The 23,972-nt window shown below is 65.6% G+C and carries 24 protein-coding genes; 3 read left to right on the top strand and 21 right to left on the bottom strand.

What is annotated here, in order from left to right; all coding sequences use genetic code 11:
* Positions 1-20: 20 nt before the first annotated feature.
* Positions 21-368: an ATP/GTP-binding protein gene (locus tag BM372_RS18935; protein WP_090956997.1), complete on the bottom strand. Its 348-nt coding sequence runs from the start codon at positions 366-368 to the stop codon at positions 21-23.
* Positions 369-445: 77 nt separating this feature from the next.
* On the opposite strand from BM372_RS18935, the gene nucS reads away from it, so the two are divergent.
* The gene (gene nucS / locus BM372_RS18930) at positions 446-1,141 is read left to right on the top strand and encodes an endonuclease NucS (RefSeq protein WP_090956996.1); all 696 of its coding nucleotides are present in this window, start codon (positions 446-448) and stop codon (positions 1,139-1,141) included.
* 300 nt (positions 1,142-1,441) lie between these two features.
* Entirely contained in the window at positions 1,442-1,645 is a 204-nt protein-coding gene (locus tag BM372_RS18925) for a cold-shock protein (protein ID WP_011692441.1), read from the top strand.
* 248 nt (positions 1,646-1,893) lie between these two features.
* Here the strand turns inward: BM372_RS18925 and BM372_RS18920 are convergent, their stop codons facing one another.
* From BM372_RS18920 to BM372_RS18855, 14 genes are all read right to left on the bottom strand, one after another.
* On the bottom strand, positions 1,894-4,536 hold the full coding sequence (locus BM372_RS18920) for a bifunctional lysylphosphatidylglycerol flippase/synthetase MprF (protein ID WP_090956995.1): 2,643 nt from the start codon (positions 4,534-4,536) through the stop codon (positions 1,894-1,896).
* On the bottom strand, positions 4,533-5,906 hold the full coding sequence (locus BM372_RS18915; RefSeq protein WP_090956994.1) for an alpha/beta hydrolase: 1,374 nt from the start codon (positions 5,904-5,906) through the stop codon (positions 4,533-4,535). Before BM372_RS18915 ends, BM372_RS18920 begins: the two co-directional genes overlap by 4 nt.
* A 5-nt stretch (positions 5,907-5,911) precedes the next feature.
* Positions 5,912-6,343, bottom strand: coding sequence for a DUF2550 domain-containing protein (locus BM372_RS18910; RefSeq protein WP_090956993.1), 432 nt, complete (start codon positions 6,341-6,343; stop codon positions 5,912-5,914).
* 10 nt (positions 6,344-6,353) lie between these two features.
* Entirely contained in the window at positions 6,354-6,638 is a 285-nt protein-coding gene (locus BM372_RS18905) for a F0F1 ATP synthase subunit epsilon (protein WP_090956992.1), read from the bottom strand.
* Position 6,639: 1 nt separating this feature from the next.
* On the bottom strand, positions 6,640-8,094 hold the full coding sequence (gene atpD, locus BM372_RS18900; protein WP_090956991.1) for a F0F1 ATP synthase subunit beta: 1,455 nt from the start codon (positions 8,092-8,094) through the stop codon (positions 6,640-6,642).
* Between the two features lie 81 nt (positions 8,095-8,175).
* The gene (locus tag BM372_RS18895) at positions 8,176-9,072 is read right to left on the bottom strand and encodes a F0F1 ATP synthase subunit gamma (RefSeq protein ID WP_090956990.1); all 897 of its coding nucleotides are present in this window, start codon (positions 9,070-9,072) and stop codon (positions 8,176-8,178) included.
* A 76-nt stretch (positions 9,073-9,148) separates the two neighbouring features.
* Positions 9,149-10,786: a F0F1 ATP synthase subunit alpha gene (atpA, locus tag BM372_RS18890; protein WP_090957046.1), complete on the bottom strand. Its 1,638-nt coding sequence runs from the start codon at positions 10,784-10,786 to the stop codon at positions 9,149-9,151.
* Positions 10,787-10,868: 82 nt separating this feature from the next.
* Positions 10,869-11,696 carry a F0F1 ATP synthase subunit delta gene (locus tag BM372_RS18885; protein ID WP_090956989.1) on the bottom strand — a complete coding sequence of 276 codons (828 nt, stop codon included), beginning with the start codon at positions 11,694-11,696 and terminating at the stop codon, positions 10,869-10,871.
* Positions 11,696-12,247 (bottom strand): F0F1 ATP synthase subunit B, encoded by a 552-nt coding sequence (locus tag BM372_RS18880; protein WP_090956988.1) that lies wholly within the window; start codon positions 12,245-12,247, stop codon positions 11,696-11,698. The genes BM372_RS18885 and BM372_RS18880 overlap by 1 nt, the downstream gene beginning before the upstream one ends.
* A gap of 48 nt (positions 12,248-12,295) precedes the next feature.
* Positions 12,296-12,514 carry an ATP synthase F0 subunit C gene (gene atpE, locus BM372_RS18875; RefSeq protein WP_028276067.1) on the bottom strand — a complete coding sequence of 73 codons (219 nt, stop codon included), beginning with the start codon at positions 12,512-12,514 and terminating at the stop codon, positions 12,296-12,298.
* Between the two features lie 125 nt (positions 12,515-12,639).
* Complete coding sequence (gene atpB / locus BM372_RS18870) at positions 12,640-13,440, bottom strand: F0F1 ATP synthase subunit A (protein ID WP_090956987.1); 801 nt, start codon at positions 13,438-13,440, stop codon at positions 12,640-12,642.
* 91 nt (positions 13,441-13,531) lie between these two features.
* Positions 13,532-13,837 (bottom strand): hypothetical protein, encoded by a 306-nt coding sequence (locus tag BM372_RS18865; protein WP_090956986.1) that lies wholly within the window; start codon positions 13,835-13,837, stop codon positions 13,532-13,534.
* Entirely contained in the window at positions 13,830-14,315 is a 486-nt protein-coding gene (locus tag BM372_RS18860) for a Cg1360 family ATP-synthase-associated protein (protein ID WP_090956985.1), read from the bottom strand. Before BM372_RS18860 ends, BM372_RS18865 begins: the two co-directional genes overlap by 8 nt.
* A 117-nt stretch (positions 14,316-14,432) precedes the next feature.
* Positions 14,433-15,557: an MraY family glycosyltransferase gene (locus tag BM372_RS18855; RefSeq protein ID WP_090956984.1), complete on the bottom strand. Its 1,125-nt coding sequence runs from the start codon at positions 15,555-15,557 to the stop codon at positions 14,433-14,435.
* Between the two features lie 296 nt (positions 15,558-15,853).
* Between BM372_RS18855 and BM372_RS18850 the strand changes: the two genes are divergently transcribed.
* Positions 15,854-16,750, top strand: a complete 897-nt coding sequence (locus BM372_RS18850) for a glycosyltransferase (protein WP_090956983.1) — start codon at positions 15,854-15,856, stop codon at positions 16,748-16,750.
* A gap of 30 nt (positions 16,751-16,780) precedes the next feature.
* Here BM372_RS18850 and BM372_RS18845 read toward each other — a convergent pair whose 3' ends face one another.
* From BM372_RS18845 to thrB, 6 genes are all read right to left on the bottom strand, one after another.
* A complete protein-coding gene (locus BM372_RS18845; RefSeq protein WP_090956982.1) occupies positions 16,781-17,557 on the bottom strand; it encodes a WecB/TagA/CpsF family glycosyltransferase in 777 nt (258 codons plus the stop codon).
* Positions 17,554-18,333: an L-threonylcarbamoyladenylate synthase gene (locus tag BM372_RS18840; RefSeq protein ID WP_256214433.1), complete on the bottom strand. Its 780-nt coding sequence runs from the start codon at positions 18,331-18,333 to the stop codon at positions 17,554-17,556. The genes BM372_RS18845 and BM372_RS18840 overlap by 4 nt, the downstream gene beginning before the upstream one ends.
* Positions 18,334-18,348: 15 nt before the next feature.
* A complete protein-coding gene (prmC, locus tag BM372_RS18835; RefSeq protein WP_090956981.1) occupies positions 18,349-19,254 on the bottom strand; it encodes a peptide chain release factor N(5)-glutamine methyltransferase in 906 nt (301 codons plus the stop codon).
* A gap of 13 nt (positions 19,255-19,267) precedes the next feature.
* The gene (prfA, locus tag BM372_RS18830) at positions 19,268-20,341 is read right to left on the bottom strand and encodes a peptide chain release factor 1 (RefSeq protein WP_090956980.1); all 1,074 of its coding nucleotides are present in this window, start codon (positions 20,339-20,341) and stop codon (positions 19,268-19,270) included.
* 201 nt (positions 20,342-20,542) lie between these two features.
* Positions 20,543-22,663: a transcription termination factor Rho gene (gene rho / locus BM372_RS18825; RefSeq protein ID WP_090956979.1), complete on the bottom strand. Its 2,121-nt coding sequence runs from the start codon at positions 22,661-22,663 to the stop codon at positions 20,543-20,545.
* Positions 22,664-22,985: 322 nt separating this feature from the next.
* Positions 22,986-23,972, bottom strand: coding sequence for a homoserine kinase (thrB, locus tag BM372_RS18820; protein ID WP_090956978.1), 987 nt, complete (start codon positions 23,970-23,972; stop codon positions 22,986-22,988).

The raw sequence follows: 23,972 nt of genomic DNA, 5'->3' as shown, positions 1-23,972 counted from the left end.
AAACCGGCCAGCGGAACCGGCTAGCGATACCGGTACGTCCGTGTGGTCCAGCAGTTGGTGTGCCAGTGGCGGCGCTCCGCTAGGCCAGCGGCAGCACCAAAGAGATGGTCCTCGGACCAGACCACCAAGTGGGCGATGCCCGGCAGCACGGCCGTGGAGCAGCCGGGGCAGATGTAGGTCTTCTCCGCACGGCTGGCGGTCATGGAGCGGACCATCCATTCACCGTCCGGCGCGCTCTCCCGGCGGGCGAAGCCTGAGCGGGCTCGTTCCAGATCGAGCTCCGGCCCCTGGTTCGCTCCGTACGCCTTCTTTCCAGAAGCAGCACTCTTCCCCGAAGCAGCGCGGCGGGGTCGGTTGGAACGGGGCATGCTTCCATTCTGCCCCAGCCCGGCCGCCTCTTCACTCGCCCCGGCCCCGCCGGCTGGCGGCAGGTAGAGTAGACCGGGTGCGTTTAGTCATAGCCCGTTGCTCCGTCGATTACGTCGGCCGCCTCAAAGCCCACCTCCCTCTGGCCACCCGGTTACTGCTCGTCAAGGCTGACGGCTCCGTCCTGGTCCATTCCGACGGCGGATCCTACAAGCCGCTGAACTGGATGAGTCCCCCGGCGTCGCTGCGGGTGTCCACGCCGGAAGAGGTCGACGTCGAGATCGGCGTGATCGAGCAGTGGACGGTCCAGTCCGCCAAGACCGACGACCGGCTGATCATCAACATCCACGAGCAGCTGCACGACACCTCCCACGAACTGGGCCAGGACCCTGGCCTGATCAAGGACGGCGTCGAGGCGGACCTCCAGCGTCTTCTGGCGGCCCAAATCGAGCTGCTCGGCACCGGTTTCTCGCTGATCCGCCGCGAGTACTTCACCGCGATCGGCCCCGTGGACATTCTGGCCAGGGACGCCGACGGCACCACCGTGGCCATTGAGCTCAAGCGGCGCGGCGACATTGACGGCGTCGAACAGCTCACGCGGTACCTGGAACTGCTGAACCGGGATCCGCTGCTGGCACCGGTCCGGGGAATCTTCGCGGCCCAGCAGATCAAGCCGCAGGCTAAGGTCCTCGCCAAGGACCGCGGAATCGACTGCGTCACCTTGGACTACGACGCCATGCGCGGCGTTGACGACAGCGAGTCCAGACTCTTCTAGGCCGGACTCCGGCCTGCTCCGGGACGCATTCCCGGGCGGATGATTCGCGTTCAGCAGTTCTTTGCACAAATTTTATGCAATTCTCGCTTGCGCCCGTTGACCTGACGCAGGTGACATGAAATTCTTATACAAGTCTTTGTGTAGGTGTTTTTTCATGCTCGCAAGACATGTTGCGAGCGTGAAGCTCCCGCCGCCAAGGCCCGTGAATCCGGACCGAAGCCAAGGTTCTTCTCGCAGAGTGACCAAAGTCCGGTGTGAAGTGCACCGGACTTATTCAAGATCCACAATGAGGAGAAACAAATGGCACAGGGAACCGTGAAGTGGTTCAACGCAGAAAAGGGCTTCGGCTTCATCACCCCGGATGACTCCGACGGTGACGTCTTCGTTCACTACTCCGAGATCCAGACCGGCGGCTTCAAGACTCTCGATGAGAACCAGCGCGTTCAGTTCGAGATCGGCCAGGGCGCCAAGGGCCCCCAGGCTACCGGCGTGACGCTGGTCTAGTCTCCCGCCAGGAACTGCCAAGTGCATTTCCGGTAAAAATGATCCCCGGCATTTGTGCCGGGGATCATTTTTTGCATTGCGGGACGGGGTTTCCCACTCAGCTGCTTTTACCGTCCCACAGCGCGTTTACAGTCCAGCGCGTTTACAGTCCAGGGCGTTTACATCTATGCGCAACCGCATTGTTGGGCCACATTGTTCTGCGGAATTGTCCGGCAGCGCGGGCGCAGAGGCCCAACTGCATTGCCTGCCTACCGCACCAGCGTTCGCAACAGACGCGCGCTCTGCCGGACGGACAGGCCGGGAAGATACGCCCGGCTCAGGGCCCGGCCCATCGCGGGCAGTTGCAGCGGATCCTGGTAATACAGGTAGAGCGTCCGGTAGTCGGGTTTGAAGCGCGATTTGAACGTTGCCAGCGAGCGGAAGCCGTAGACGGGTTCCAAGGCACGGCCCACCACGTCGAGGATTCCCGCCAGACCGTTCGGACCGGCGTCGGCTACCGCGCCGTCCCCGGCCGCGCTGTCCCGTGCCGCCCCGTCCCCGGCCACGCCACCGGCTTCCCCGTCCCCGGCGTCGTCCCCGGCGCCCTCCTTAGCCAGCGGCGAGCCGGAAAGGGAGATGACCTCGACCGTGCGCTTGAGCTCGAGCACGGCGGAAGCGATGAGGAACTCCATGACGCCAGGGAAGGCGTCCCCGCGGCGTCGCATGAAGTCCAGGGTCCAGCTGACCAGCTGGCCGTCCTCATACACGGGCAGCCAGCTCGTGACGCCCTGCACCCGTCCCGAGGCGTCCATGGCCAGGCAGCACAGCACTTCGTCGTCGTCGAGCTCGTCAATGCCGCCCAGCGTGAACCCCATTTCCGGCACCTGCTTTTGCGCCGCCCAGTCTTCGGAGACCTCGATGAGCTGGGCGCGCAGCGCGGCCGGGAATTCGCTGTAGCGTCCCCACACGACGCCGACGCCGGTCTTGGCCGCGCGGTTCAGGGCCGTGCGGACGTTTTGCCATTCCTTGCCCTTGAATTCGAGTTGGCGCACGGCGAGCCTGGTTTCCTGGGCCACAGCCACGCGGCGGAAACCCCTGGCCCGGAACATCGGCCAGAGTTCGGCGGTGCACGAGTAAAAGCACGGGATCAGGGCGTGCTCGGCGCAGTAGCGCATGAACCCTGCCGCGGCTTCCTCACGCAGGGCCGCGGGTCCAAACGGGCCGGCGAGCGTCAAGGCCACGTTGCCGTGCTGCTGATAGGCGACCCCGGCGCGCCGGTCCGCCGTGAACCAGTATTTGTTGGGTTCCCAGAGCGCCATCCAGGACAGCGAGTCGCCGCCCTGGCGGATCAGGTCACGGGCCGCATCGCGGTCCCCGGAACCGGCGTCCGTACGGTTCAGCCCGGTGGCGTGCACCCGCCGCCGCAAGACCAGCCAGACGGCAGCCAGGGCAACACCCCAAAAGATGATGCCGGCAAAGGCGAACAGACTGGCCTCGACGGCGTTCCGGTTCTGGAAGAGGCGGCCGTAGGAGCCCGGAATGGGCAGCGGCAGGTACTGCCGGGCGAGTTCGGCCGCCAGGCCCAGCACTCCGCCGTCACGGTCCATCCCGCCGGCGGCCAGCCACGCCACCGCATAGGCCCCGGTGAGCGCCAGCCAGGTACCGCCGACCACCAGGCCCAGGATCTTCCGGGCCCGCGGCGCCGTCTCCACCCGGAACTGCCGGCGGTTGAACCACAGCAGCAGAACCAGCAGCAGCGGCACGGCCACGAGCGGAAGCACGTGGACAAAGCCCGAACCCATGACGGCCGTCCGGGGCCGGTTGGGGTAGTGCGGGATGCGGGCGAACAGCGCCAGGTACACTGCGGCCAGGGCCGTCACGCCGAGCTGGACGGCGATGGCGATCCGCAGGGCCAACCGGCGTCCCTGCCGCATGCCGTCCGCGCAGATCAGCAGCAGGACCACCGGGACGACTGCCAGCGCAAGGCCCAGTGGGCCCGCGAAACCGGCCCGGCCGGCCTCCAGGCAACTGACGTCGACGGTCCCGCCGCAGTTTTGCTCCAGCTGGCTCAGCGTGGGCAGCGGATTCAACACGACGTCGCGCAACAACGCCAACGGCCCGGTGGGGCTGCTGACCGCCGCCGTGAGGATCGGTCCCACCGCAAAGATGGCAACCGTGAGAGCCAGCAGGTTGCGCGTTTCGCGTCCCGTTGAGCGGTGGCGGTGCAGGGTCCCCCGGTCGTCCTGGATCCACCAGCCCGTGGCTAGGCCGGCGAGGGCCCCGGTGAGCCCCACCACCGTCTCGGGATGCCCGACGTAGAGGACCAGCAGCAGTGACGCGGACACGACGCCGGTCCGCAGGCGCCGCTGCCACAGCGTGGGCAGCAGCCCGCCGGCGGCCAGGGCAACGGCGAGGACGGCGGCGTACGGCCCGATCAGCCGGGCATTGACCATGAGGCCGAGCCAGCCGTCGCCGAGATACCGCGCCGTCTGCGTGGCCAGCAGGTACAGCGTTACCGCCGCGAACTGGCCCGCGAAGTAGAAGACAGCCGTCCGCAGCGTACCCAGGTGCCGCTCGGCAAGGCCCAGCAGCAGCAGGATCATTAGGGACGCTGCCAGGTAGGCCAGCAGATTGGTCGCGAAGAACATGGAGGTGAACAGGGACCACCAGTGACCTGCCCGCAGCCCCGGGGCGCTGACGGAGGCGAGGGGCAGCAGGGCCTGCGGCGGCCCGGAGAGGAAGCTGCCCGTGATGGCACCGGTCACGAGGAAGGCCGCGAGGACGGCCAGGGTGAAGGGCACGGCCCGGAAGTGTGCAAGCGTCCGCCGCATGCCCTGCTGCCATACCCCCAGCCACGATGCGTCCTCGGGACCCCGGCGCGCCGCCGTCGGCGTGTTCGTGTCCACGCTCATGGTGCCATCCCCCAGCGGCGCTCCAGGAAGTCCAGGCCGCCGGGCAGGCCGTTGGCCGCGGTCTCCCACGAGTGCCCCACGTTGGCAATCCGGTGCGTTTCGACAGTGAACCCGGCCTTTCGTGCCGCCTCTGACAGCACGTCCATATACCCGGTGAATTCCGGATCACGCTCCCCCGCGGCGAAGAACACGCCGTGGCCGTCGAAGCGGTCTTTGGCCAGAACGGAGAGCGGCGTCAGCCGGTCAAAGGCCGCCACGTCTGCGCCGAAGGTGGCCTGGATGGTCTTGTCGCGCTCCTTGGCCAGGGCCGGTTCTTTCTCGCTGGAGAACGCCAGCGCGGCGCCGTAGACGTTGGGATGCCTCGTAACCATCTGCATGGCGCATGTACCGCCGAAGGAGAAGCCGCCCACGGCCCAGTTCCGGGGATCGGGGTCGACGTCGAACGTGCGGTTGATCCAGTCGGGCACGTCCCGGGCCAGGAAGGTGTCCGCCCGGGCAATCCGGCTGTCCATGCACAGCGTGTTCGCCGAGGCTGAGCCGTTAGGATCGACCACCACCGTCACGGGCGCCACCCCTGCATGCTGTGCGGCAAAGTTATCGAGACGACTCTGGAGCGCGCCGCCGGTCAGCCAGTCGGCGGGGCTGCCCGGCTGGCCGGAGAACAGCACGAGGACAGGCAGGGCGGGCCTGGGGGAACTCTGGTAGGCCGGCGGAAGGTAGACGTAGGCGTCCCGGCTCTGGAAGCCGGAAACTGTGCCGGGGATCGCGGCCTTGCCCATGACGCCCGCCGGAAGGTCCCGGGGTGCGTGCCACTGTTCGAGTCCTGTGGCACGCGGAGCGCCGGCCGCACGCCCCAGGCCGGCGTCGAGCGTCGGGATCCGGGCCACGGCGGCCCCGGTCAGGTCGCCGACGGTGTGGTTCAGGCCGAAGTAGATGTTGATCTGCACGGCGCAAAGCGCCAGGACGGCCAGGAAGGCGGCCGTGGCGGCGGCGCGTGAACGCCAGGCTTTCGTCCGGTTCTGTCCGACGCCGTTCCGAAGATTGACACTATTCCGGAGACCAACGAGGCGCAGGAGCAGCAACAGCAAGGCCGCGACGGCGGCTGCGGACCACGCCAACGGCTCCGCGGGAAGTTCCGAGGGGAAGACAGAGACCGCATAAATCAGGAACCAGTGCAGGGCCGCGACGAGCGCCACGGCGAGCAGGACCACCCCTGCGAGGGTAACTGAGGCCGGGCCGGGGGGACGCCACCGGCGGCCGCGCCGGAAGACGGTGTGCCACAGGAGGTAGGCCAGGCCCGCGGCACCGGCGGCCCACGCGGCCCACGCAACGGGGCCGTCGACCACGCGCAGGTCGTCGATGAGATCCACCGGCGTTAGCGCCAGGTGCCGACGCCGATGACGGGTCCGGCCTCAAGCCAGGACGACAATCCTGCGTAGGCGTCGAATTTCATCGCGAGCAGGACTTGCTGCCCCTCGTAGCGGAGCTCCACGATCACAGCGTCAGGCTGGACCTTGAGGAGCTCGGACTCGGTGGGCTTGCGCCGGCCCAACAGCTCCAGCGAGCTGCGCCGGTAGGTGTGCTTGGGGCGCACGCTGAGTGAGACCACGCGGAACCACTCCAAGTCGTTGTCCTGATAACGACAAACCCCCATCTGCCAGCTCTTTCCAGCTGTGCAAATGGAGGCGTCCACTGTGCCGAGGGCGCGCCGCAGATTGAAGCGGCGCACCCCCGCAAGGCACAGTGCAAAGACCAGCAACGCAAAGGCAGTTGCCAGGACGATGAACGGCAAACCAATATCGTTCATCAAGGTCGTGCTAGCGGATCCCCGCAGTAGCCGCTTCGCCCATTTGGGCGTTGTCAGCAACAATAACCACCCTGTTGTTGTCGACGGAGAAGAATCCGCCGTCGACAGCTACAGTGATCCGGTCACCGGAAACCGGCTCGATGGCCAGTTCACCTTCGGCCAGAATCGCCAGCAGGGGCGAGTGGCCGGGCAGGATTCCGATTTCACCATCGCTGGTGCGGGCCTTGACCATCTTGGCCGCTCCGGACCACACGAAGTGATCCGCTGCGACAATCTCAACCTCAAGCTCAGCCATATTACTTGGTCTGTTCCTGGATCTTGGCCCACTGGCGCTCGACGTCGTCCAGGCCGCCGACGTTGAAGAACGCCTGCTCTGCAACGTGGTCAAGGTCACCGTCGCAGATCGCGGTAAAGCCTTCAACGGTGTCCTTGATGGACACGGTGGAGCCTTCGACGCCGGTGAACTGCTTGGCGGTGTAGGTGTTCTGCGAGAGGAACTGCTGGATGCGGCGTGCACGCGACACGACGATCTTGTCTTCTTCAGAGAGTTCGTCAACGCCGAGGATGGCGATGATGTCCTGAAGTTCCTTGTTCTTCTGCAGGATCTGCTTGACGCGGACGGCCGTGTTGTAGTGGTCGTGGCCGATGTACTGCGGATCCAGGATGCGGGAGGTCGACGTCAGCGGGTCAACGGCCGGGTACAGACCACGGGAGGCGATTTCACGGGAAAGTTCCGTGGTCGCGTCGAGGTGTGCGAAGGTCGTGGCCGGAGCCGGGTCGGTGTAGTCATCTGCGGGAACGTAGATGGCCTGCATCGAGGTGATGGAGTGGCCCTTGGTGGATGTGATGCGCTCCTGGAGGAGGCCCATCTCGTCAGCCAGGTTGGGCTGGTAGCCCACAGCCGAAGGCATGCGGCCGAGGAGGGTAGAAACCTCGGAGCCTGCCTGGGTGAAGCGGAAGATGTTGTCGATGAAGAGCAGCACGTCCTGGTTCTGCACATCGCGGAAGTACTCCGCCATGGTCAGTGCAGACAGTGCCACGCGCAGACGCGTTCCCGGCGGCTCATCCATCTGGCCGAACACAAGGGCGGTGTCCTTGAGGACGCCTGCCTCTTCCATTTCGACCCAGAGGTCGTTACCTTCACGGGTACGCTCGCCGACACCGGCGAACACCGAGGTGCCACCGAAGTTGCGGGCAACACGGGTGATCATTTCCTGGATCAGCACGGTCTTGCCGACGCCGGCACCACCGAACAGACCGATCTTGCCACCCTTGATGTAGGGGGTAAGGAGGTCGATCACCTTGATGCCGGTCTCCAGCATCTCGGTGGAGCCTTCCAGGGTCGCGAAGGCGGGAGCCTTGCGGTGGATCGGCCAGTGGTCGGCCGCCTGGATCTCGGACTCTTCAACGTCCAGCGGCTTGCCGAGGACATTGAAGATGTGGCCCTTGACGCCGTCGCCCACGGGCACGGAGATCGGGGCGCCGGTGTCCACAACATTGGTACCGCGGACGAGTCCGTCGGTGGCCTGGAGGGAGATGGCACGGATGAGGTTGTCGCCCAGGTGCAGGGCAGTCTCGAACGTGATGGTGCGGGTCTCACCGTTGAGAGTGATCTCGGTGGTGAGTGCGTTGTAAATCGAGGGGATTGCGTCAGCCGGGAATTCGACGTCGACAACCGGGCCAATAACGCGTGCAATACGGCCGGTGGCACCGGTCGTTGCGGCTACGCGTTCGGTAGCAGTGGCAGTCATCTCTCTCACTTCACTCAGTAGATGGCGTGGGGTTAAGTTTATCTCTTGGTGCAGGTACAGCTGGATCCGGCGTCGGGCTGGCTAGGACGCGCTCAAGGCGTCGGCACCGGCCACGATTTCGGAAAGCTCCTGCGTAATTTCAGCCTGGCGGGCAGTGTTGCGCAGACGCGTGTATTTCTTGATGAGTTCCGTGGCGTTGTCGCCAGCGGACTTCATCGCCCGCTGGCGGGCGGCGAGCTCGGAAGCTGCTGCCTGCAACATGGCGGCGAAGATACGTGATTCGATGTAGCGCGGCAGCAGGGCATCGAGGACCTGCTCCGTTTCCGGCTCGAATTCGTAGAGCGGCAGCAGGTCCGACTCGGACGCGGCGGTCTCTTCGACAACCTCGAGCGGCAGCAGACGGACGACCGTCGGCTCCTGGGTCACCATCGACTTGAAGCGGGTGTACACGACGTGGATCTCGTCGACACCGCCCTCTTCTTCGTAGGCGGCTGCGAAGTCGGTCAGCAGTGCTTCGCTGACTTCCTTCGCGGTCGCAAACTCCGGTGCATCCGTATTGCCGGTCCACACCCGGTGGTACGGCCGGTTCCGGAAGTCGAAGTACGCCTGCGCCTTGCGGCCGACCAGGAATGTCTTGACTTCTTTGCCTTCCGCGTGGAGCAGCTCGTTAAGGCCTTCGGCCTGCTTGAGGACGCTCGCGGAATATGACCCTGCGAGGCCACGGTCCGAGGTGATCACCAGGACGGCGGCCCGGCGGATCTGGGCCGGCTCGGTGACCAGCGGGTGGTCGACTTCGCTCTGGCTTGCGACAGCAGAAACGGCACGCGTGATCGCGTTCGCGTAAGGCAGTGAAGCTGCTACGCGTGCGCGGGCCTTGCCGATGCGCGAGGTAGCGATCAGTTCCATCGCCTTGAAGATCTTGCGCATCGACGTCGTCGAGCTGATCTTCTGGCGGTAGACCCGGATCTGGGCTCCCATACTTATCCTTTCCTAAGATCCCGATGGCCGGGACTGCCGGAACCCGTGCGGGTCCCGGCAGTTCCTGCCAGCGAAACTAGCGCTTCTGCTTGACGATTTTTTCCTGGTCGACCTGATCCTCGCCGATGGCGTTGTGCTCCTCATGGCCCGCACCGACCAGGAGGTTGTCCCCCTCGCCGAAGAAGCCCTTCTTGAAGTCCACGATCGAGGTCTTCAGCGCTTCAGCGGTGTCGTCGTCCATGACGTTGGTCTGGGCCAGCGTCGTCAGGATGGAGGACTTGTGCTTGAGGTGCTCCAGGAACTCGGTCTCGAAGCGGTTGATGTCTTCAACCGGAACGTCGTCGAGGTAGCCGTTGGTACCGGCCCAGATGGAGACGACCTGGTTCTCGACCGGGAACGGCGAGTACTGGCCCTGCTTGAGCAGTTCCATCAGGCGTGCACCACGGGTCAGCTGCTGGCGCGAAGCTGCGTCGAGGTCCGAGGCAAACATGGCGAAGGCCTGCATGTCGCGGTACTGGGCCAGTTCCAGCTTCAAGGTACCGGAGACCTTCTTCATGGACTTGACCTGGGCGGCGCCACCGACGCGGGAGACGGACACACCGACGTCGACAGCGGGACGCTGGTTGGCGTTGAAGAGGTCCGACTGCAGGAAGATCTGGCCATCGGTGATGGAGATCACGTTGGTCGGGATGTAGGCCGAAACGTCGTTCGCCTTGGTCTCGATCAACGGCAGACCGGTCATCGAGCCTGCACCGAGCTCGTCCGAGAGCTTGGCACAACGCTCCAGCAGACGGGAGTGCAAGTAGAAGACGTCGCCCGGGTAGGCTTCGCGTCCCGGCGGGCGGCGGAGCAGCAGCGACACTGCACGGTAAGCCTCGGCCTGCTTGGAGAGGTCATCGAACACGATGAGGACGTGCTTGCCGCCGTACATCCAGTGCTGGCCGATGGCCGAGCCGGCGTACGGTGCCAGGTACTTGAAGCCTGCGGGGTCGGACGCGGGGGAAGCCACGATGGTGGTGTATTCCAGTGCGCCGTTGTCCTCCAGAGTCTGGCGGACGGCCGCGATCGTGGACGCCTTCTGGCCGATGGCGACGTAGATGCAGCGGACCTGCTTGGTGACATCGCCGGAAGCCCAGTTGGCCTTCTGGTTGATGATCGTGTCGATCGCGATCGCCGACTTGCCGGTCTGGCGGTCGCCGATGATCAGCTGACGCTGGCCGCGGCCGATCGGGATCATCGCGTCGATGGCCTTCAGGCCCGTCTGCATCGGCTCGTGGACCGACTTACGCTGGGTCACGCCGGGCGCCTGGAGTTCCAGGGCACGGGTGGTCTCGGCCTTGATGTCGCCGAGGTCATCGATGGGCTGGCCCAGCGGGTCAACCACACGGCCGAGGAAGGCGTCGCCGACCGGCACGGACAGAACCTGCCCGGTGCGGTGGACTTCCTGGCCTTCTTCGATTCCGGTGAAGTCACCGAGGATGATGACACCGATTTCGCGGACGTCAAGGTTCTGGGCAAGGCCCAGGGTGCCGTCTTCGAAGCGAAGCAGCTCGTTCGCCATGACCGAGGGAAGGCCCTCAACACGGGCGATGCCGTCACCTGCGGTTGTTACACGGCCGACCTCTACGCGCTCTGCGTTTCCGGGTTCGTAGGACGCCGCGAACTCGTTCAACGCATTACGGACGTCGTCGGCGTTGATGGTCAATTCGGCCATCTGCAGTCCCTGCTCTCCTGTTTCGTGATCATCGTTGCTCACGATGACCGGGGTTTCTTGTCGTTAGGTTGTGCTTGTCCGGCTAGCCGGCAAGCTGACGGTGAAGTTCACCCAGACGGGTCAGGAGGGAAGCGTCAACCACTTCATCCCCAACCTGGATCCGGATTCCACCGATCAGTGCCGGGTCAACGTTGATGTTGATCTTGAGCTCGCGCCCATAGAGGGCGTTGAGCCCCGCCTGCAGGCGGCTGGTCTGGGTCTCCGTCAGCGGACGGGTGACGCTGACCGTTGCAATCCAGCGCTGCTGGCGTTTGGCGGCAAGCTCGGCGAAACGGCCAACGAGCTTGGTGACCTTGAGCCCGCGAGGTGCCGTGACGGCCTGTCCGATCAGGACTTTCGCTTCCTCGCTCGCACCGGGTACGAGCTTCTCGGCGAGGGACACCTTGGCGGCCGGGCTGGCCTGCGGCTCGGACAGAGCGCGCTGGACCTCGTGGCTGGACTCGACGGACTGGTTGAAGGTGAACAGGTCGTTCTCCAGCGATTCCAGCCCGGTGAGCCCGGAGGCAGAGACGGCCGACTTGTTCTCGGCAACTGCGATGACCACCGAAGCGGCAAGGGTCTCGAGTGCATCGCCGATATCCCGTGCCGACGCCCAGCGGGAGCTGGCCAGTCCGGCAGCGATCTCAACAGCATCAGGGGATACTTTTCCGCTGAAGAGCTGCTTGATCAGCGCCGACTTTTCGTCGGCGCTCCGGGACGGGTCAGTCAAGGCGCGGCGCAAGCCAGCCGAGCTGTCCACCGTGCCCAGGATTCCGAAGAGTTCCTTTGCCAACTGCAGCGACGCGGAGGGAAGCTTGGCTTCCAGTGCCGCCAGCGCAGCGGCCAGCGATTCGCTCGATACACCTGCCATTACTTAGCTACACCCGCGTTCTGGTTCTCCAGATCTGCCAGGAAGCGGTCAACCACTCGGGCCGACCGTGCGTCGTCGCTCAGCGACTCGCCGACGATGCGGCTTGCCAGCGTCGTGGCCAGCGTCCCGACCTCCGTGCGCAGCGACACAACGGCCGCCTGGCGCTCGGATTCGATCTGGGCGTGGGCCTGAGCGGTGATGCGGGCAGACTCGGCACCCGCCTTCTCCTTCAGTTCTGCAAGGATCTGGGCACCTTCGGCGCGTGCTTCCTCACGGATGCGGTTGGCTTCCGCGCGGGCGTCCGTGAGCTGCTGCTTGTACTCTTCGAGTGCAGCGGAGGCCTCGGCCTGGGCCTTTTCGGCCTTGGCGATGCCGCCCTCAATGGCCTCGGCCCGCTCTGCGAAGGTCTTCTCGAACATCGGGACAACGTACTTGACCACGATGAACATGAGGACAGCAAAGCCGGCGAAGACGACAAGCATCTCCCAAGGATTGGGAACGAGGGGGTTAGTACCGCCTTCGGTGGCGGCTGAGATGATCGCTTGATGCATATTTCACCCGTCCTTATCTACTCGGTTCTGGATGTTCGGTTGTTCTGTTTACTTGAGAACGAACGCGAAGACCAGGCCCAGGATGGCGAGGGCTTCAGTCAGCGCAAGGCCGAGGAATGCGATCGGCTGCAGGACGCGCTGGGCTTCCGGCTGACGTGCCACGCCGTTGATGTAGGCAGCGAACACGAGACCCACGCCGATACCACCGCCGATGGCGGAGAGGCCGTAGCCGACGAGGTTGAGGGAGCCGTTGATGGAGCCTTCCATTTTTGTTCCTTTCAAGATGCCACCCATGTGGCAGGTTGTTTGGGTTGCTTCATCCCCGTGAGGGGAAGACTATGTTTTGCGCCGGTTGACGCTGTGCCTGACGCTTTGCGCCTGCGGCGGCGGGCCTAGTGGCTGTCGGCGTGGAGCGCGCCCTCGATGTAGATCGCGGTCAGCAGTGTGAAGACGTAGGCCTGGAGCACCATGATCAGCGCTTCGAGCATGTACATGGCAATGGCGCCGCCAAGGACGAGTACGGACGCGCCCTTGAGCAGAACGCTTTCCTGCATGACGAGGAATTCAACGCCTGCACCGGCGATCATCACGATCAGGTGGCCGGCCAGCATGGTGGCGAACAGACGGAGGCTGTGCGTGACCGGACGGACCAGGAAGTTGGAGATGATCTCGATCGGAATGACGATCGGGAGGATGTACCAAGGGACACCGGTAGGAACGGTGGCCAGCTTGAAGTAGCGCAGGCCGTTCTTCTTGACGCCGATGCCGATCCAGGTGACATAGACGATCGCGGCGAGCACGTAGGCTCCGCCGACGTGCGAGAAGGTCGGGAGCTGGATGACGGGGATAGCACCGTAGATGTTGTTCACCAGGATGAAGAAGAAAAGGGTGAACAGCAGCGGGACATACTTCATGAAGTCCCTGCCGCCGATGATGTCCTTGGCGATACCATTGCGGACGAAGCCATAAGCTGCCTCGCCTGCGAACTGCAGCTTGCCGGGGACCAGCTGCTGCTTCCGCGCAGCTAGCACAAAGAATGTAGCGATAATGACGACCGACAGGATTACCAGCAGCATCTGCTTGGAGAATCCTTCGGCCGCACCCCAGGGCAGGATAGCCGGCAGGTGAAGTTCTTCAATTCCAGGAGGCGTGAAGGTTCCTGAATCTTGGGCCGGGAGCGCAAGCGCGATCAACGCGTTTCCTCTCTGCAGTGTCCATCATTGGGCGTCGGGCGGGGACCGGCGACATTACTGCCCGCCTCTCCCCCTGTGAAATTATTTGGCATTACTGTTCCTCGTCCTGGGACGGGCCACGTGCAGCATTGCCGTCACCAGCTGAAGTTCCATTACTGGTGAGACCGTGCATATGAGATAGATAGAACCCTCCCGCAGCTCCAAGCAGAGCGCCTGCGAGCACAATCCAGCGGGTTCCCCACAGATTATCCAGTCCCCACCCTATCAAACTCCAGACGACGATTCCGCCAACAATGTAGCTAAAGACGGCGATGCCGGCGTTGTATCCGCCGTCACTGTCATCGGTTGATACACCGGGGGCGCCGGGGGTGGATTTAGGCGATTTGCGGCTAAACATCGGTGCCGCCTCTTCGGGTGTCGGGATCGTTGTAAATCTGGAGTCTGGCCTTGCTGAAGCCGTAAATTTCGGCTGCCTGCCAAAACACCACGGTCACGACGGCGCCGATCAGGAACCAGCGGCCGTGCAACCAGGCCGGAGCCCCAATGACGAAGAGGACTACAGCAAAGCCGACAACCTTGACGAAGTACGTCGCGACGAACAGTCCGATCGCTCCGGAAGGGTTGTTGCGGCCGACGAAGTGGCCCACCGCGAGGCTGATCGCAAAGAACGCCATCACCAGCGCTCCCCCGAAGAGAGCGGACCAGAACCCCACGGCACCGTTGAAGACGAAGGCGGCAAGGCCGCTCAGCACCAGGGCAACAGCGGAGGCGGCCGAGCTCATGGCCAGAAGCCTGAGCCAGAGGGACTTTGTGGGGCCGGAGACACCAACAGGTCCGTTGCCGGAAGCGGGTCCCGGTTCGGCGTTGGAGGTCATGAGATCCCAATCGTCGCTGGCGTAAGGCTGGTCAAGGTGGGCGGCGAAGAGCCGCCCCTGAATTCTACATCAGATAGAAATTATTCTGAAAATTCCCTGTGAACGCAGCATCCCTGGCTATTCGGAGGTGCCGGCCACCTGGCGGGGCCCGCGCTGGCGCAGGTACGGCAAAGCGGTCACCACGGCCAAAACTGCTGCGGCGGCCAGATCAACGGCGAGGACGATATGCCAGGGGAAGATCGCGAACGCGAGGCCGCCGAACGCGAGGATGCAGGTCCACAGGTACATCAGCACGACGGCGCCGCGGTGCGAGTATCCGATGTCCAGCAGCTTGTGGTGCAGGTGTCCGCGGTCCGCCGACCATGGCGAGCGGCCCAGCGCGGTCCGCCGCACCACCGCCAGGCACAGGTCTAGGAGCGGCAGGAACAGCACGGCGAACGGCAGGAGGATCGGGATCACGGTGGGGATGCCGTTGGCCCGGTCGTAGAGTCCGGAACTGATCTGGCCGGTGGAGACGACGCCGGCCGATGCCATGAGCAGGCCGATCAGCATCGCCCCCGAATCGCCCATGAAGATCTTGGAGGGAAACCAGTTGTGCGGCAGGAACCCGACGCAACTGCCCACCACGACGGCGGTCAGGAGGGTGGCCAGGTCCGAGCGGTCCAGCAGGACGGCGGTCCGGTGGACCCAGTAGGCCGTGAGGAAAAACGCCGCTCCCCCGATGATGGCCACGCCTGCGGCGAGGCCGTCCAGCCCGTCGATGAAGTTGAACGCGTTCATGGTGGTCACAATCAGCCCGGCCGTCAGCGCGATGCTCACGGCCTCGTTCTGGATCACGAACGGTTCGGGGATGAACGGGATAATCGTCATCCGGACTCCCCAGGTGGCCACGACCAGTGCCGCGGCGCTTTGGCCGATGAGCTTGATCCACCAGCGCAGATCGAGCAGGTCGTCCGCGACGCCGACCAGCACGATGACGGCTGCCCCGGCAAGGATGCCCCAGGGCGCGGTGTTGTTGCGGAAGATGTCCTTAACGAAGAAGGAACTGCTGGCCAGGACCAGTGCCACCAGGACTCCGGCGAAGATGCCGAGCCCGCCAAGCCGGGAGACCGGCGTCGAATGCATGTCGCGGCTGCGGATCGGGGCAAACAGCTCCAGCTTGTTGCCTACAAGGCGGGCACTCCAGGTGGCCGCGTAGCTCACGACGGCGGCGGTCAGCATCATGAGCAGGTACATGATCACGGGAAGACCACCAGCCCGGTGCCATCGGCGCAGACACTACACGGCGGCACGTTCCGCAGCCGCGGAGGCACCGCTGAGCTGCGGAAATTGGGTGGATTCAATTGCCGTGGAACTGTCTTTCGAAAAATGAAACTTCTCCGTCGCCGTGCGCAGGGCAGGCAGTGCGTAGTGCCTGACAGGGCTGTATTAGAGTGGACTCTAGTCAAGATACTAATGCCAACGGCCACCTGTCTTCGCGTCACACGGCCCTCCGCCGGCGGGAAAACCACTGACGGTCGTGCTGAAAGGACCCCGCGATGACCCCCTCGGTTGCAGTGGCCGCCGTGACGTTTGACCGTCCCAGGGAGCTGGCTGTCCTGCTGGACGCCATCAACAACCAGAGCGCCGCGGTCCGCTCCATTTGCCTCGTCGACAGCGGCACCGCGCCGTCCCGGGACGTCGCGAACCGGCACGCCAATGTGGACTATGTCCGGTCCGAGGCGAACCTCGGCGGTGCCGGCGGATTCTCGCTGGCCATCCTCAAAGCCGTCGCCAGCGGCGCGGACTGGATCTGGATGATGGATGACGACGCCGAGCCGGCGGATCCGGAATGCCTCGCCACGTTGCTCCGCGAGGCACAGGACCGCGGCCTCGAGGCCGTCGTGCCGCTCGTGGTGGCCCCAGGCCACCCGGACCAGCTGTCCTTTTTCTTCCGGCTGGGAGGCAAGGTCACCCACGAGCGTGCGGAGGTGGAAAAGGTCGGTTTCCTGCCCGGCGACGGACACTTCTTCAACGGCGCCCTGATCCGGTCCGACGTTTTCTTCAAGGTCGGACTGCCGGACATGCGCCTGTTCATCCGCGGCGACGAGGTGGACTTCACGCTCAGGCTCCGCAAGGCCGGGATCCGTTTCGGCACGGTCACCACCGCTGCCATCAGCCACCCGCACGCCTTCTCCGAAACCAAGCACGTCTTCGGCGCACGGTGGCACGTGATCGTTCCGGATTCCGCCTTCAAGCGCTACTTCTACTACCGGAACCGCGGCTACATGATCCGCCGCCATTTCCGGGTGAAATCCTTCATCGCGGATGTGGGCGGCTACCTCGGCTACTTCCTGCGCAGCGGTGACTTCCGCGGGCTCGCGCACTGGTTCTCCGCGTTTTCCGCGGGGCTCCGCGGCAAGGGCTTCGGCCCGCTGGAGGACCAGAAGTTCTAACCGTCCGCGCCAGGCGGACAGGTTGTATTCCTAGGGCTGCCGGCGGAGCTGCGGCAGCCGCCGGCGCAGCAACAGGCCCAGCAGCACCCAGGGCTCGCCGAAGACCCGGTAGGCCACCCGCTGGGGGTGCAGCATGAGCCGCCAGGCCCACTCGAGACCGAGCCTGCCGATCCAGCGCGGCGCCAGTTTCTGGACGCCGGCAATTTGTTCGATGGCGCCACCGACGGTGCAGTAAACGGCGGGCGGGAGCGCGGCCAGCCGGCGTGCCAGGACCTGTTCCTGCAGCGGCATGCCGAGGCCAAGGAGCACCAGCTGCGGGCGCAGCCGGGAAAGCCATTCGACGGCGGTTTCCTCAACGTCGCAGTTCCAGCCCTCGCCGGGCATGCCGTCCACCCGAGCCCCGGGGACGATCTGCTGCAGCTTCGCCACGGCGCCCGCGTTGGCCACGGAGCCGGCCCCTATGACCGCAATCCTTTCGAGGCCCTGGACGTTGCCCAGGGCGGGAATCCAGTCGGTCGAGCCCAGTCGGTAGTCCATCACCGGCGCCCTTCCGTCGTCCTCTTCACCCGTCTTGGCCCAGAGCCAGAGCACGGGCGCGCCGTCGATCAGCACCACGTCGGCGTTCGCGTAGAAGGATCGAAAGGTGGGCTCGGAGTGCAGCAGCGTCACGCTGTGCAGATTGTGACCCACCACGAACCGGGTCCCGCCCTCGGCCACAAACGTACCCAGGACCGCGGTCAGCTGGGACACCGTCAGCGGAGTGGCATCGACGTCGAGAAACGGGACGGACTGGCGCTCGAGCGTCATGCGGAGCCGGACCCTGCGCCCGGCGCGGCGCCTGGCTCGGGCTCGACCGGTTCCGGCAATACAGGCTCCGGCGCATCCAAGGTCGGCTCAACCGGCCCCGGTGCGTCCGGGGCGTTGCCGTCGACGTCCACCAGCCCGGGGACCACGGCCCGCAAACGCTCGAGGCTGATGGCGCCCTGGCGGACCACGCGCAAAGGCAGGGCGGTCGCGTCGATGATGGTCGAGGCGAGGGCCTCGGCACCGCCGGTGGGCCGGGGTCCGTCCTCAAGGTAGACCTCCACGGATTCCGCGAGCTGCGCCTCGGCCTCCGCAGCGGTCTGCGCCGCCGCGTGCCCGGTGCGGTTCGCGGAGGAGACGGCAAGCGGCCCGGTAAGGGTCAGCAGGTCCTGGGCGACGTCGTCGGCCGGGATCCGCAGGGCCACTGTCCCCTTGGTCTCGCCGAGATCCCAGTCAAGGGAGGGCTGGGCATGCAGGATCAGGGTCAGGCCGCCGGGCCAGAACGCCTCGGCCAGGCGCCGCGCCTCGGCCGGAACGTCCGTGGCGAGTCCGTCGAGCGCGTTCAGCCTGGGGATCAGCACGGGTGGCGGCATCTTCCGGCTCCGGCCCTTGGACGCGAGCAGCAAGGTCACGGCAAGGGGTGAAAAGGCGTCGGCGGCAATGCCGTAGACGGTGTCCGTGGGGAAAACCACGCACTTGTTCTCACGGATGGCCCGCTGGGCGTGTTCGAGTCCTGCGGCGCGCTGCTCAGCTGCCGTGCAATCGTAGCTAGTCGTCACTGCCTTATTCTTTCATCACTTGTCGCACGTTTTTGACGCCGCCAGACCTCGCGTTGTCAGATCAGACACTGCCAGCACAGCGCTGGTGGCGCGGTCCTTGCCGTTGAGGTCCACGTGCGTTTGCACCTCGGACCACAGCCCGGTCCGGTCGAGCATCGCGGCGATCCACTGTGACTGCACTTCAGCGTGCTCCATCACGAAGTAGCCGCCGGGTACCAGCAGCCGGGCGGCCGAGGCGGCCGCCGCCGTCGGAAGTTCCATGCCGTCCGCTCCCCCGCCGTAGAGCGCCACCGGGGGATCGTGCAGTGCCACTTCGGGTTCATTCGGGATCGCTTCGGCCGGAATGTACGGCGGGTTGGAGACGACGACGTCGAACGTGCCATTGTGTTCGGGCAGCGCGTCGCGCAGGTCGCCGCGGACGAGGTGGACGCCCAGGGGCAGGAGGTTTTTCGCCGCCCAGGCGTGCGCGAACTCGCTGTACTCCACCGCGTAAACCTCGGCTCCGGGGACCTCGTGAGCGATCGACCCCGCGATCGCGCCGGACCCGGTGCCCAGGTCCACCACTTTGGGATGCGGCATGCCCTGGAGGCGGTCAATCACCAACTGGACCACGGATTCCGTTTCCGGGCGCGGGATGAACACGCCGGGGCCGACTGAGAGTTCGAGGTACCGGAAGTGCGCCACACCTGTGATGTGCTGCAGCGGAATCCGCTGCGCCCGTTCGGCGACGAGGTCCGCATACCCCTCCGGTGCTGGGGAATCGCCGAGCATCAGCGCGCGCAGCCGGCCGAGCCCGACGCCGAGCAGGTGTTCGGCCAAAAGCTCGGCGTCGACGCGCGGGCTGGGCACACCGGCCGCGGCCAGCACCGCCGTCGCCTCTCGCACGGCCTCCGCAAGGCTGGGGCGGTTGCCTGCTGTCATCACAGGCCCGGACCTATTCGCCGATGGCGTCGAGCCGGGACTGCTCGTCCAGTTCGATGGCCGACTGGATCACCGGTTCCAGGTCGCCGTTCATGACCTGGTCCAGGTTGTACGCCTTGTAGCCGGTGCGGTGGTCCGCGACCCGGTTTTCGGGGTAGTTGTACGTGCGGATGCGCTCCGAGCGGTCCATGGTGCGGATCTGCGACTTGCGCTGGGCCGAGTTCTCAGCGTCGATCAGCTCCTGCTGGTGCGCCAGGATGCGGGCACGCAGCACGCGCATGCCGGCTTCACGGTTCTGCAGCTGCGACTTCTCGTTCTGCATGGCCACGACGATGCCGGTGGGAAGGTGGGTGATGCGCACGGCCGAGTCTGTGGTGTTGACCGACTGTCCGCCGGGTCCGGAGGACCGGTAAACATCGATCTTGAGATCGTTTTGGTTGATCTCAAGCTCTTCGGGCTCGTCCACTTCGGGGAGCACCAGCACACCGGCGGCCGAGGTGTGGATGCGGCCCTGGGATTCGGTGACGGGGACGCGCTGCACGCGGTGCACCCCGCCTTCGAACTTGAGACGCGCGTACACGCCCTCAGCCGGGTCGTTCGAGCTGCCCTTGACGGCCATCTGGACGTCCTTGTACCCGCCGAGGTCCGATTCGGTGGCGGAAATGATTTCGGTCTTCCAGCCCCGGGATTCGGCATAGCGGCTGTACATCCGCAGCAGGTCCGCGGCGAACAGCGCGGCCTCGTCGCCGCCTTCGCCGCCCTTGACTTCGAGGATCACGTTGCGGGCGTCGTCCGGGTCCCGCGGGATCAGCAGCCGGCGCAACTTGGCCGCCGCCGTCTCCAGCGACGCCTCCAGCTCGGGCACCTCCGCGGCGAATTCGGGGTCCTCGTCCGCCATTTCCTTGGCAGCCGCCAGGTCATCGCGGAGGCCTTCCCAGCGGTGGTAAGCCTCGACAATGCCGTTCAGCTGGGCCGAACGCCGCCCCAGTTTCCGGGCCAGCCGCTGGTCAGCGTAGACAGCCGGATCCCCCAGCTGGGCCTGGATAGCATCATGCTCGTCCAGCAGGCCCTGTACGGACTCAAACATTTTCAAACCTCTTTCGACTCGATACCAAGTCTAGTAACTGCAACGCGGGGTCACTTACCGCCCATTCCGGGGGCCCCAATGGGCCGTATCTGACCCCGCGTTGCTGTGGGCAGAGCTCCACGCGAAAGCGGGCAAACAGCAAAGCCGCTCAAAATATGCCGGCCAGGGAACGGCCGGCATATTTTGAGCGGCTAAAGCCAGCTACTTGTCGTTATCGGACTTCGCGCCGAGCGTCGTCTTCTGCACCTGCATGAGGAACTCGACGTTGCTCTGGGTCTCCCGGATCTTGTTGGTCAGCAGCTCAAGGCTCTGCTGCGTTTCGAGTCCGGAGAGGACGCGGCGCAGCTTCCACATGATCTTGACTTCCTCGGCGGAGAGCAGGTTCTCTTCGCGGCGGGTGCCGGACGCGTTGACGTCCACGGCCGGGAAGATGCGCTTGTCAGCCAGCTGGCGGGACAGGCGGAGCTCCATGTTGCCGGTGCCCTTGAACTCTTCGAAGATGACCTCGTCCATCTTGGAGCCGGTCTCGACGAGCGCGGTGGCCAGGATGGTCAGCGAGCCGCCGTTTTCGATGTTGCGGGCTGCACCGAAGAAGCGCTTCGGCGGGTACAGCGCCGCGGAGTCCACACCACCGGACAGGATGCGGCCGGAGGCCGGTGCTGCCAGGTTGTAGGCGCGGCCCAGGCGGGTCATGGAGTCCAGGAGCACCACGACGTCCATGCCCATTTCCACGAGGCGCTTGGCGCGCTCGATGGAGAGTTCGGCCACGGTGGTGTGGTCGTCGGCGGGACGGTCGAAGGTGGAGGCAATGACCTCGCCCTTGACGGTGCGCTGCATGTCCGTGACTTCTTCGGGGCGTTCGTCAACGAGGACCATCATGAGGTGGACCTCAGGATTGTTGGTGGTGATGGCGTTGGCGATGGACTGCAGGATGAGGGTCTTGCCGGCCTTCGGCGGCGAAACGATCAGCCCGCGCTGGCCCTTGCCGATCGGGGCCACGAGGTCGATGACGCGGGGGCCGATCTTCTTCGGGTCCGTCTCGAGGCGCAGGCGCTCGGAGGGGTACAGCGGAACGAGCTTCGCGAATTCGACGCGGTCCTTGAGTTCCTCGGGGGTCTTGCCGTTGACCGAGGTGGTGCGGACCAGGGCGTTGAACTTCTGGCGGGCGGACTGCTGGCTGCGGTCCTCGCCTTCGCGCGGGGCGCGGATGGCGCCGACGACGGCGTCGCCCTTGCGCAGGTTGTACTTCTTGACCTGGGCGAGCGAGACGTAAACGTCGTTCGGGCCCGGCAGGTAGCCCGAGGTGCGGATGAACGCGTAGTTCTCGAGCACGTCAAGGATGCCGGCGACCGGCAGGAGGACATCGTCCTCGGTGACCTCGACGTCGTCGACGTCCGGCCCCTGCGCGCGGCCGCGCCGACGGTCGTTCCGGTCGCGGAAGCGGTCGTTGCGCGAGGAGTTGTCGCGGCTGTCCTGCTGGCCCTGGCGGTCGTTGCGATCACGGCGGTTGCGGCGGTTGCGGCGGCTTCCGCCGTCGCTGTCATCGTTGTCGCGGCTGTTGTCGCGGTTGCCCGCGGTCTCGTCGCGGCCGCGGTTGCGGGAGTCGCGGCGCTGGCCGTCTTCGCTGCCCTGTTCGCGCTGCTCGCGCTGCTCACCCTGGCGCTGTTCGGTGCGCTGTTCGCGCTGCTCGCGCTGTTCGGTGCGCTGTTCGGCCGCGGGCTGTTCGGCTTGAACCTCACCGGCGTTCTGGCCGGCGGCGTCGGCAGCCTGGGCTGCCGCTTCGCCGCGGCGGCGGTTGCGGGTACGCGGCTGCCGTGTCCGGTCGCTGCCTTCCGTTGCGGAAACGGCGGATCCGGCTTCGGCGGCGGCGTCAGTGGAAACCGCGGGGGCTTCTGCCGGAGCCGGGGCGGGTGCCTCCGTGGCTGCCGGCGCGACAACCCCGTCGCTGCCTGCACGGCGGCTGCGTCCGCGGCGGGCGCGGGTGCCTTCCTGGGCCGGGGCCTCTTCGGCGGCGGGCGCGGCGGCGGGTTCCGCTGCCGGTGCCGTTGCCTTTGCGCGGGAAACCGTGCCATTGTCGGTCGCCTTTTCGGCAACGCGGGCCGGTGCCTGGTTCACCGGAGTGCCAGCACGGTGGGCCGAAATGGCCGTGACCAGATCGCCCTTACGCATGCGGGAACCGCCGGAGATCCCCAGCTGGCTGGCGAGGGCCTGGAGCTGGGCGAGCTTGAGGCCTGCAAGGCCGCTGCTCTTGGCAGGTGCGGCCGTTGATCCGGCAGCTGAAGATGTATCCACAGCCGGAGACAGCTCAGTGGTTTCGGTCACGAAGGATCCTTCCCCCTCGACGGCGTCCAGGCTAAGAGCTGGACGCGGTGATTTGATCTGGGCTGCAGTTCAGATCTGCAGCCGGATTTCGGCCTTGCCGGATGGAATTTCGGCCAGCAGGGCCGGATACTGCTTCACCATGCACGATCCGAGAAATGAGGAACGGCGGGCTGACGGTTCAGGGGGCAGAGACAATCTGCTGATTCCTGCGTCAGACCGAAAGCAGGTGGCACCGGAAAATATTCGCGCAGTGAAAGATGAGAGAGGCTACATGGCCAACATCGCGGTCTTTGGAACGGTTACTGATTTACCGCCTGCGTATTTACCGCCGGTGCACTTCTACTTTAGCACCTTCAACGTCCACGGCCAGCTTCATCACTCGCCAGCCCACTTCCGGCGTGTTGCCTGCGGTGTAGGCGCCGATGAAGTAGACAACCTGGCGGGCTTCGGCTTCGCCGTTGGCGAGCACCAGCACGGTCGGCCCGGCGCCGGACACGACGGCGGCATGCCCGGCCCCCCGCAGCGCGGCGATCAGCTCTGCGCTGGGCCGCATGGCCTGGGCACGGTAGCTCTGGTGCAGGTAGTCCTCGGTTCCGGGCAGCAGGAACTCCGGATTGGCGGTCAGGGCGTGGATCAGCAGGGCGGCACGGCCGGAGTTCATGGCGGCGGCGTGGTGTCCCACCGATGGCGGCAGGAGGGCCCGGGCGGCTTCGGTGGAAAGCTCGTAGTCCGGCACGGCGACGACGGGAATCACCGACGCGGCCACGGTGGCGCACGTGCTGCTGTACTGGTCACTGTCCTGCCATGACAGCGCCAGCCCGCCGAAAATGGCGGGTGCGACGTTGTCCGGGTGGCCTTCCATTTCGGAAGTGAGCTGCAGAATCCAGTCCCGGCCACGCCGGGACGCCTCCGGAACCAAGGCATTTGCGGCGGTGACGGCCGCAACCACGGCAGAGGCCGAGGAACCCAGGCCGCGCCCGTGCGGGTTGACGTTGTCCGCCGTGATCCGGAGACCTTCGTGCCGGAAGCCGAGGCGGTGCAGCGCCTCGGTGAGGGCCTTGACCACCAGGTGCGTCGCGTCACGGGGCAGCGACTCGGCACCCTCTCCGCTGAGCTCGAACTCAAGTTCGCCGCTGGAAAGGGTCTCCACGGTGAGCGTGTCATGCAGCGTGAGTGCCAGGCCGAGGCTGTCGTACCCGGGTCCAAGGTTGGCGCTGGTGGCCGGCACCCGCACGGTGACCAGTTGGCCGGCCGGTACGGCCGGGGAGCCGGCAGCGGATTCAGCCGGGACGGTGAGGGTTGTTTCCAA

Origin of the sequence: Arthrobacter sp. ov118 (assembly GCF_900116495.1) — a bacterium.
GTDB lineage: Bacteria > Actinomycetota > Actinomycetes > Actinomycetales > Micrococcaceae > Arthrobacter.
Note: the sequence above shows the minus strand (reverse complement) of the source record. Positions and strands in the feature narration are given on the sequence as shown.

Excerpts from the sequence above, each read along its gene's own strand:
- BM372_RS18935 (WP_090956997.1), bottom strand. The coding sequence starts at position 368 with ATGCCCCGTTCCAACCGACCCCGCCGCGCTGCTTCGGGGAAGAGTGCT.
- BM372_RS18925 (WP_011692441.1), top strand. The coding sequence starts at position 1,442 with ATGGCACAGGGAACCGTGAAGTGGTTCAACGCAGAAAAGGGCTTCGGC.
- BM372_RS18920 (WP_090956995.1), bottom strand. The coding sequence starts at position 4,536 with ATGAGCGTGGACACGAACACGCCGACGGCGGCGCGCCGGGGTCCCGAG.
- BM372_RS18910 (WP_090956993.1), bottom strand. The coding sequence starts at position 6,343 with ATGAACGATATTGGTTTGCCGTTCATCGTCCTGGCAACTGCCTTTGCG.
- BM372_RS18905 (WP_090956992.1), bottom strand. The coding sequence starts at position 6,638 with ATGGCTGAGCTTGAGGTTGAGATTGTCGCAGCGGATCACTTCGTGTGG.
- atpD (WP_090956991.1), bottom strand. The coding sequence starts at position 8,094 with ATGACTGCCACTGCTACCGAACGCGTAGCCGCAACGACCGGTGCCACC.
- BM372_RS18895 (WP_090956990.1), bottom strand. The coding sequence starts at position 9,072 with ATGGGAGCCCAGATCCGGGTCTACCGCCAGAAGATCAGCTCGACGACG.
- atpA (WP_090957046.1), bottom strand. The coding sequence starts at position 10,786 with ATGGCCGAATTGACCATCAACGCCGACGACGTCCGTAATGCGTTGAAC.
- BM372_RS18885 (WP_090956989.1), bottom strand. The coding sequence starts at position 11,696 with ATGGCAGGTGTATCGAGCGAATCGCTGGCCGCTGCGCTGGCGGCACTG.
- BM372_RS18880 (WP_090956988.1), bottom strand. The coding sequence starts at position 12,247 with ATGCATCAAGCGATCATCTCAGCCGCCACCGAAGGCGGTACTAACCCC.
- atpE (WP_028276067.1), bottom strand. The coding sequence starts at position 12,514 with ATGGAAGGCTCCATCAACGGCTCCCTCAACCTCGTCGGCTACGGCCTC.
- BM372_RS18865 (WP_090956986.1), bottom strand. The coding sequence starts at position 13,837 with ATGTTTAGCCGCAAATCGCCTAAATCCACCCCCGGCGCCCCCGGTGTA.
- BM372_RS18860 (WP_090956985.1), bottom strand. The coding sequence starts at position 14,315 with ATGACCTCCAACGCCGAACCGGGACCCGCTTCCGGCAACGGACCTGTT.
- BM372_RS18850 (WP_090956983.1), top strand. The coding sequence starts at position 15,854 with ATGACCCCCTCGGTTGCAGTGGCCGCCGTGACGTTTGACCGTCCCAGG.
- BM372_RS18845 (WP_090956982.1), bottom strand. The coding sequence starts at position 17,557 with ATGACGCTCGAGCGCCAGTCCGTCCCGTTTCTCGACGTCGATGCCACT.
- prmC (WP_090956981.1), bottom strand. The coding sequence starts at position 19,254 with ATGACAGCAGGCAACCGCCCCAGCCTTGCGGAGGCCGTGCGAGAGGCG.
- prfA (WP_090956980.1), bottom strand. The coding sequence starts at position 20,341 with ATGTTTGAGTCCGTACAGGGCCTGCTGGACGAGCATGATGCTATCCAG.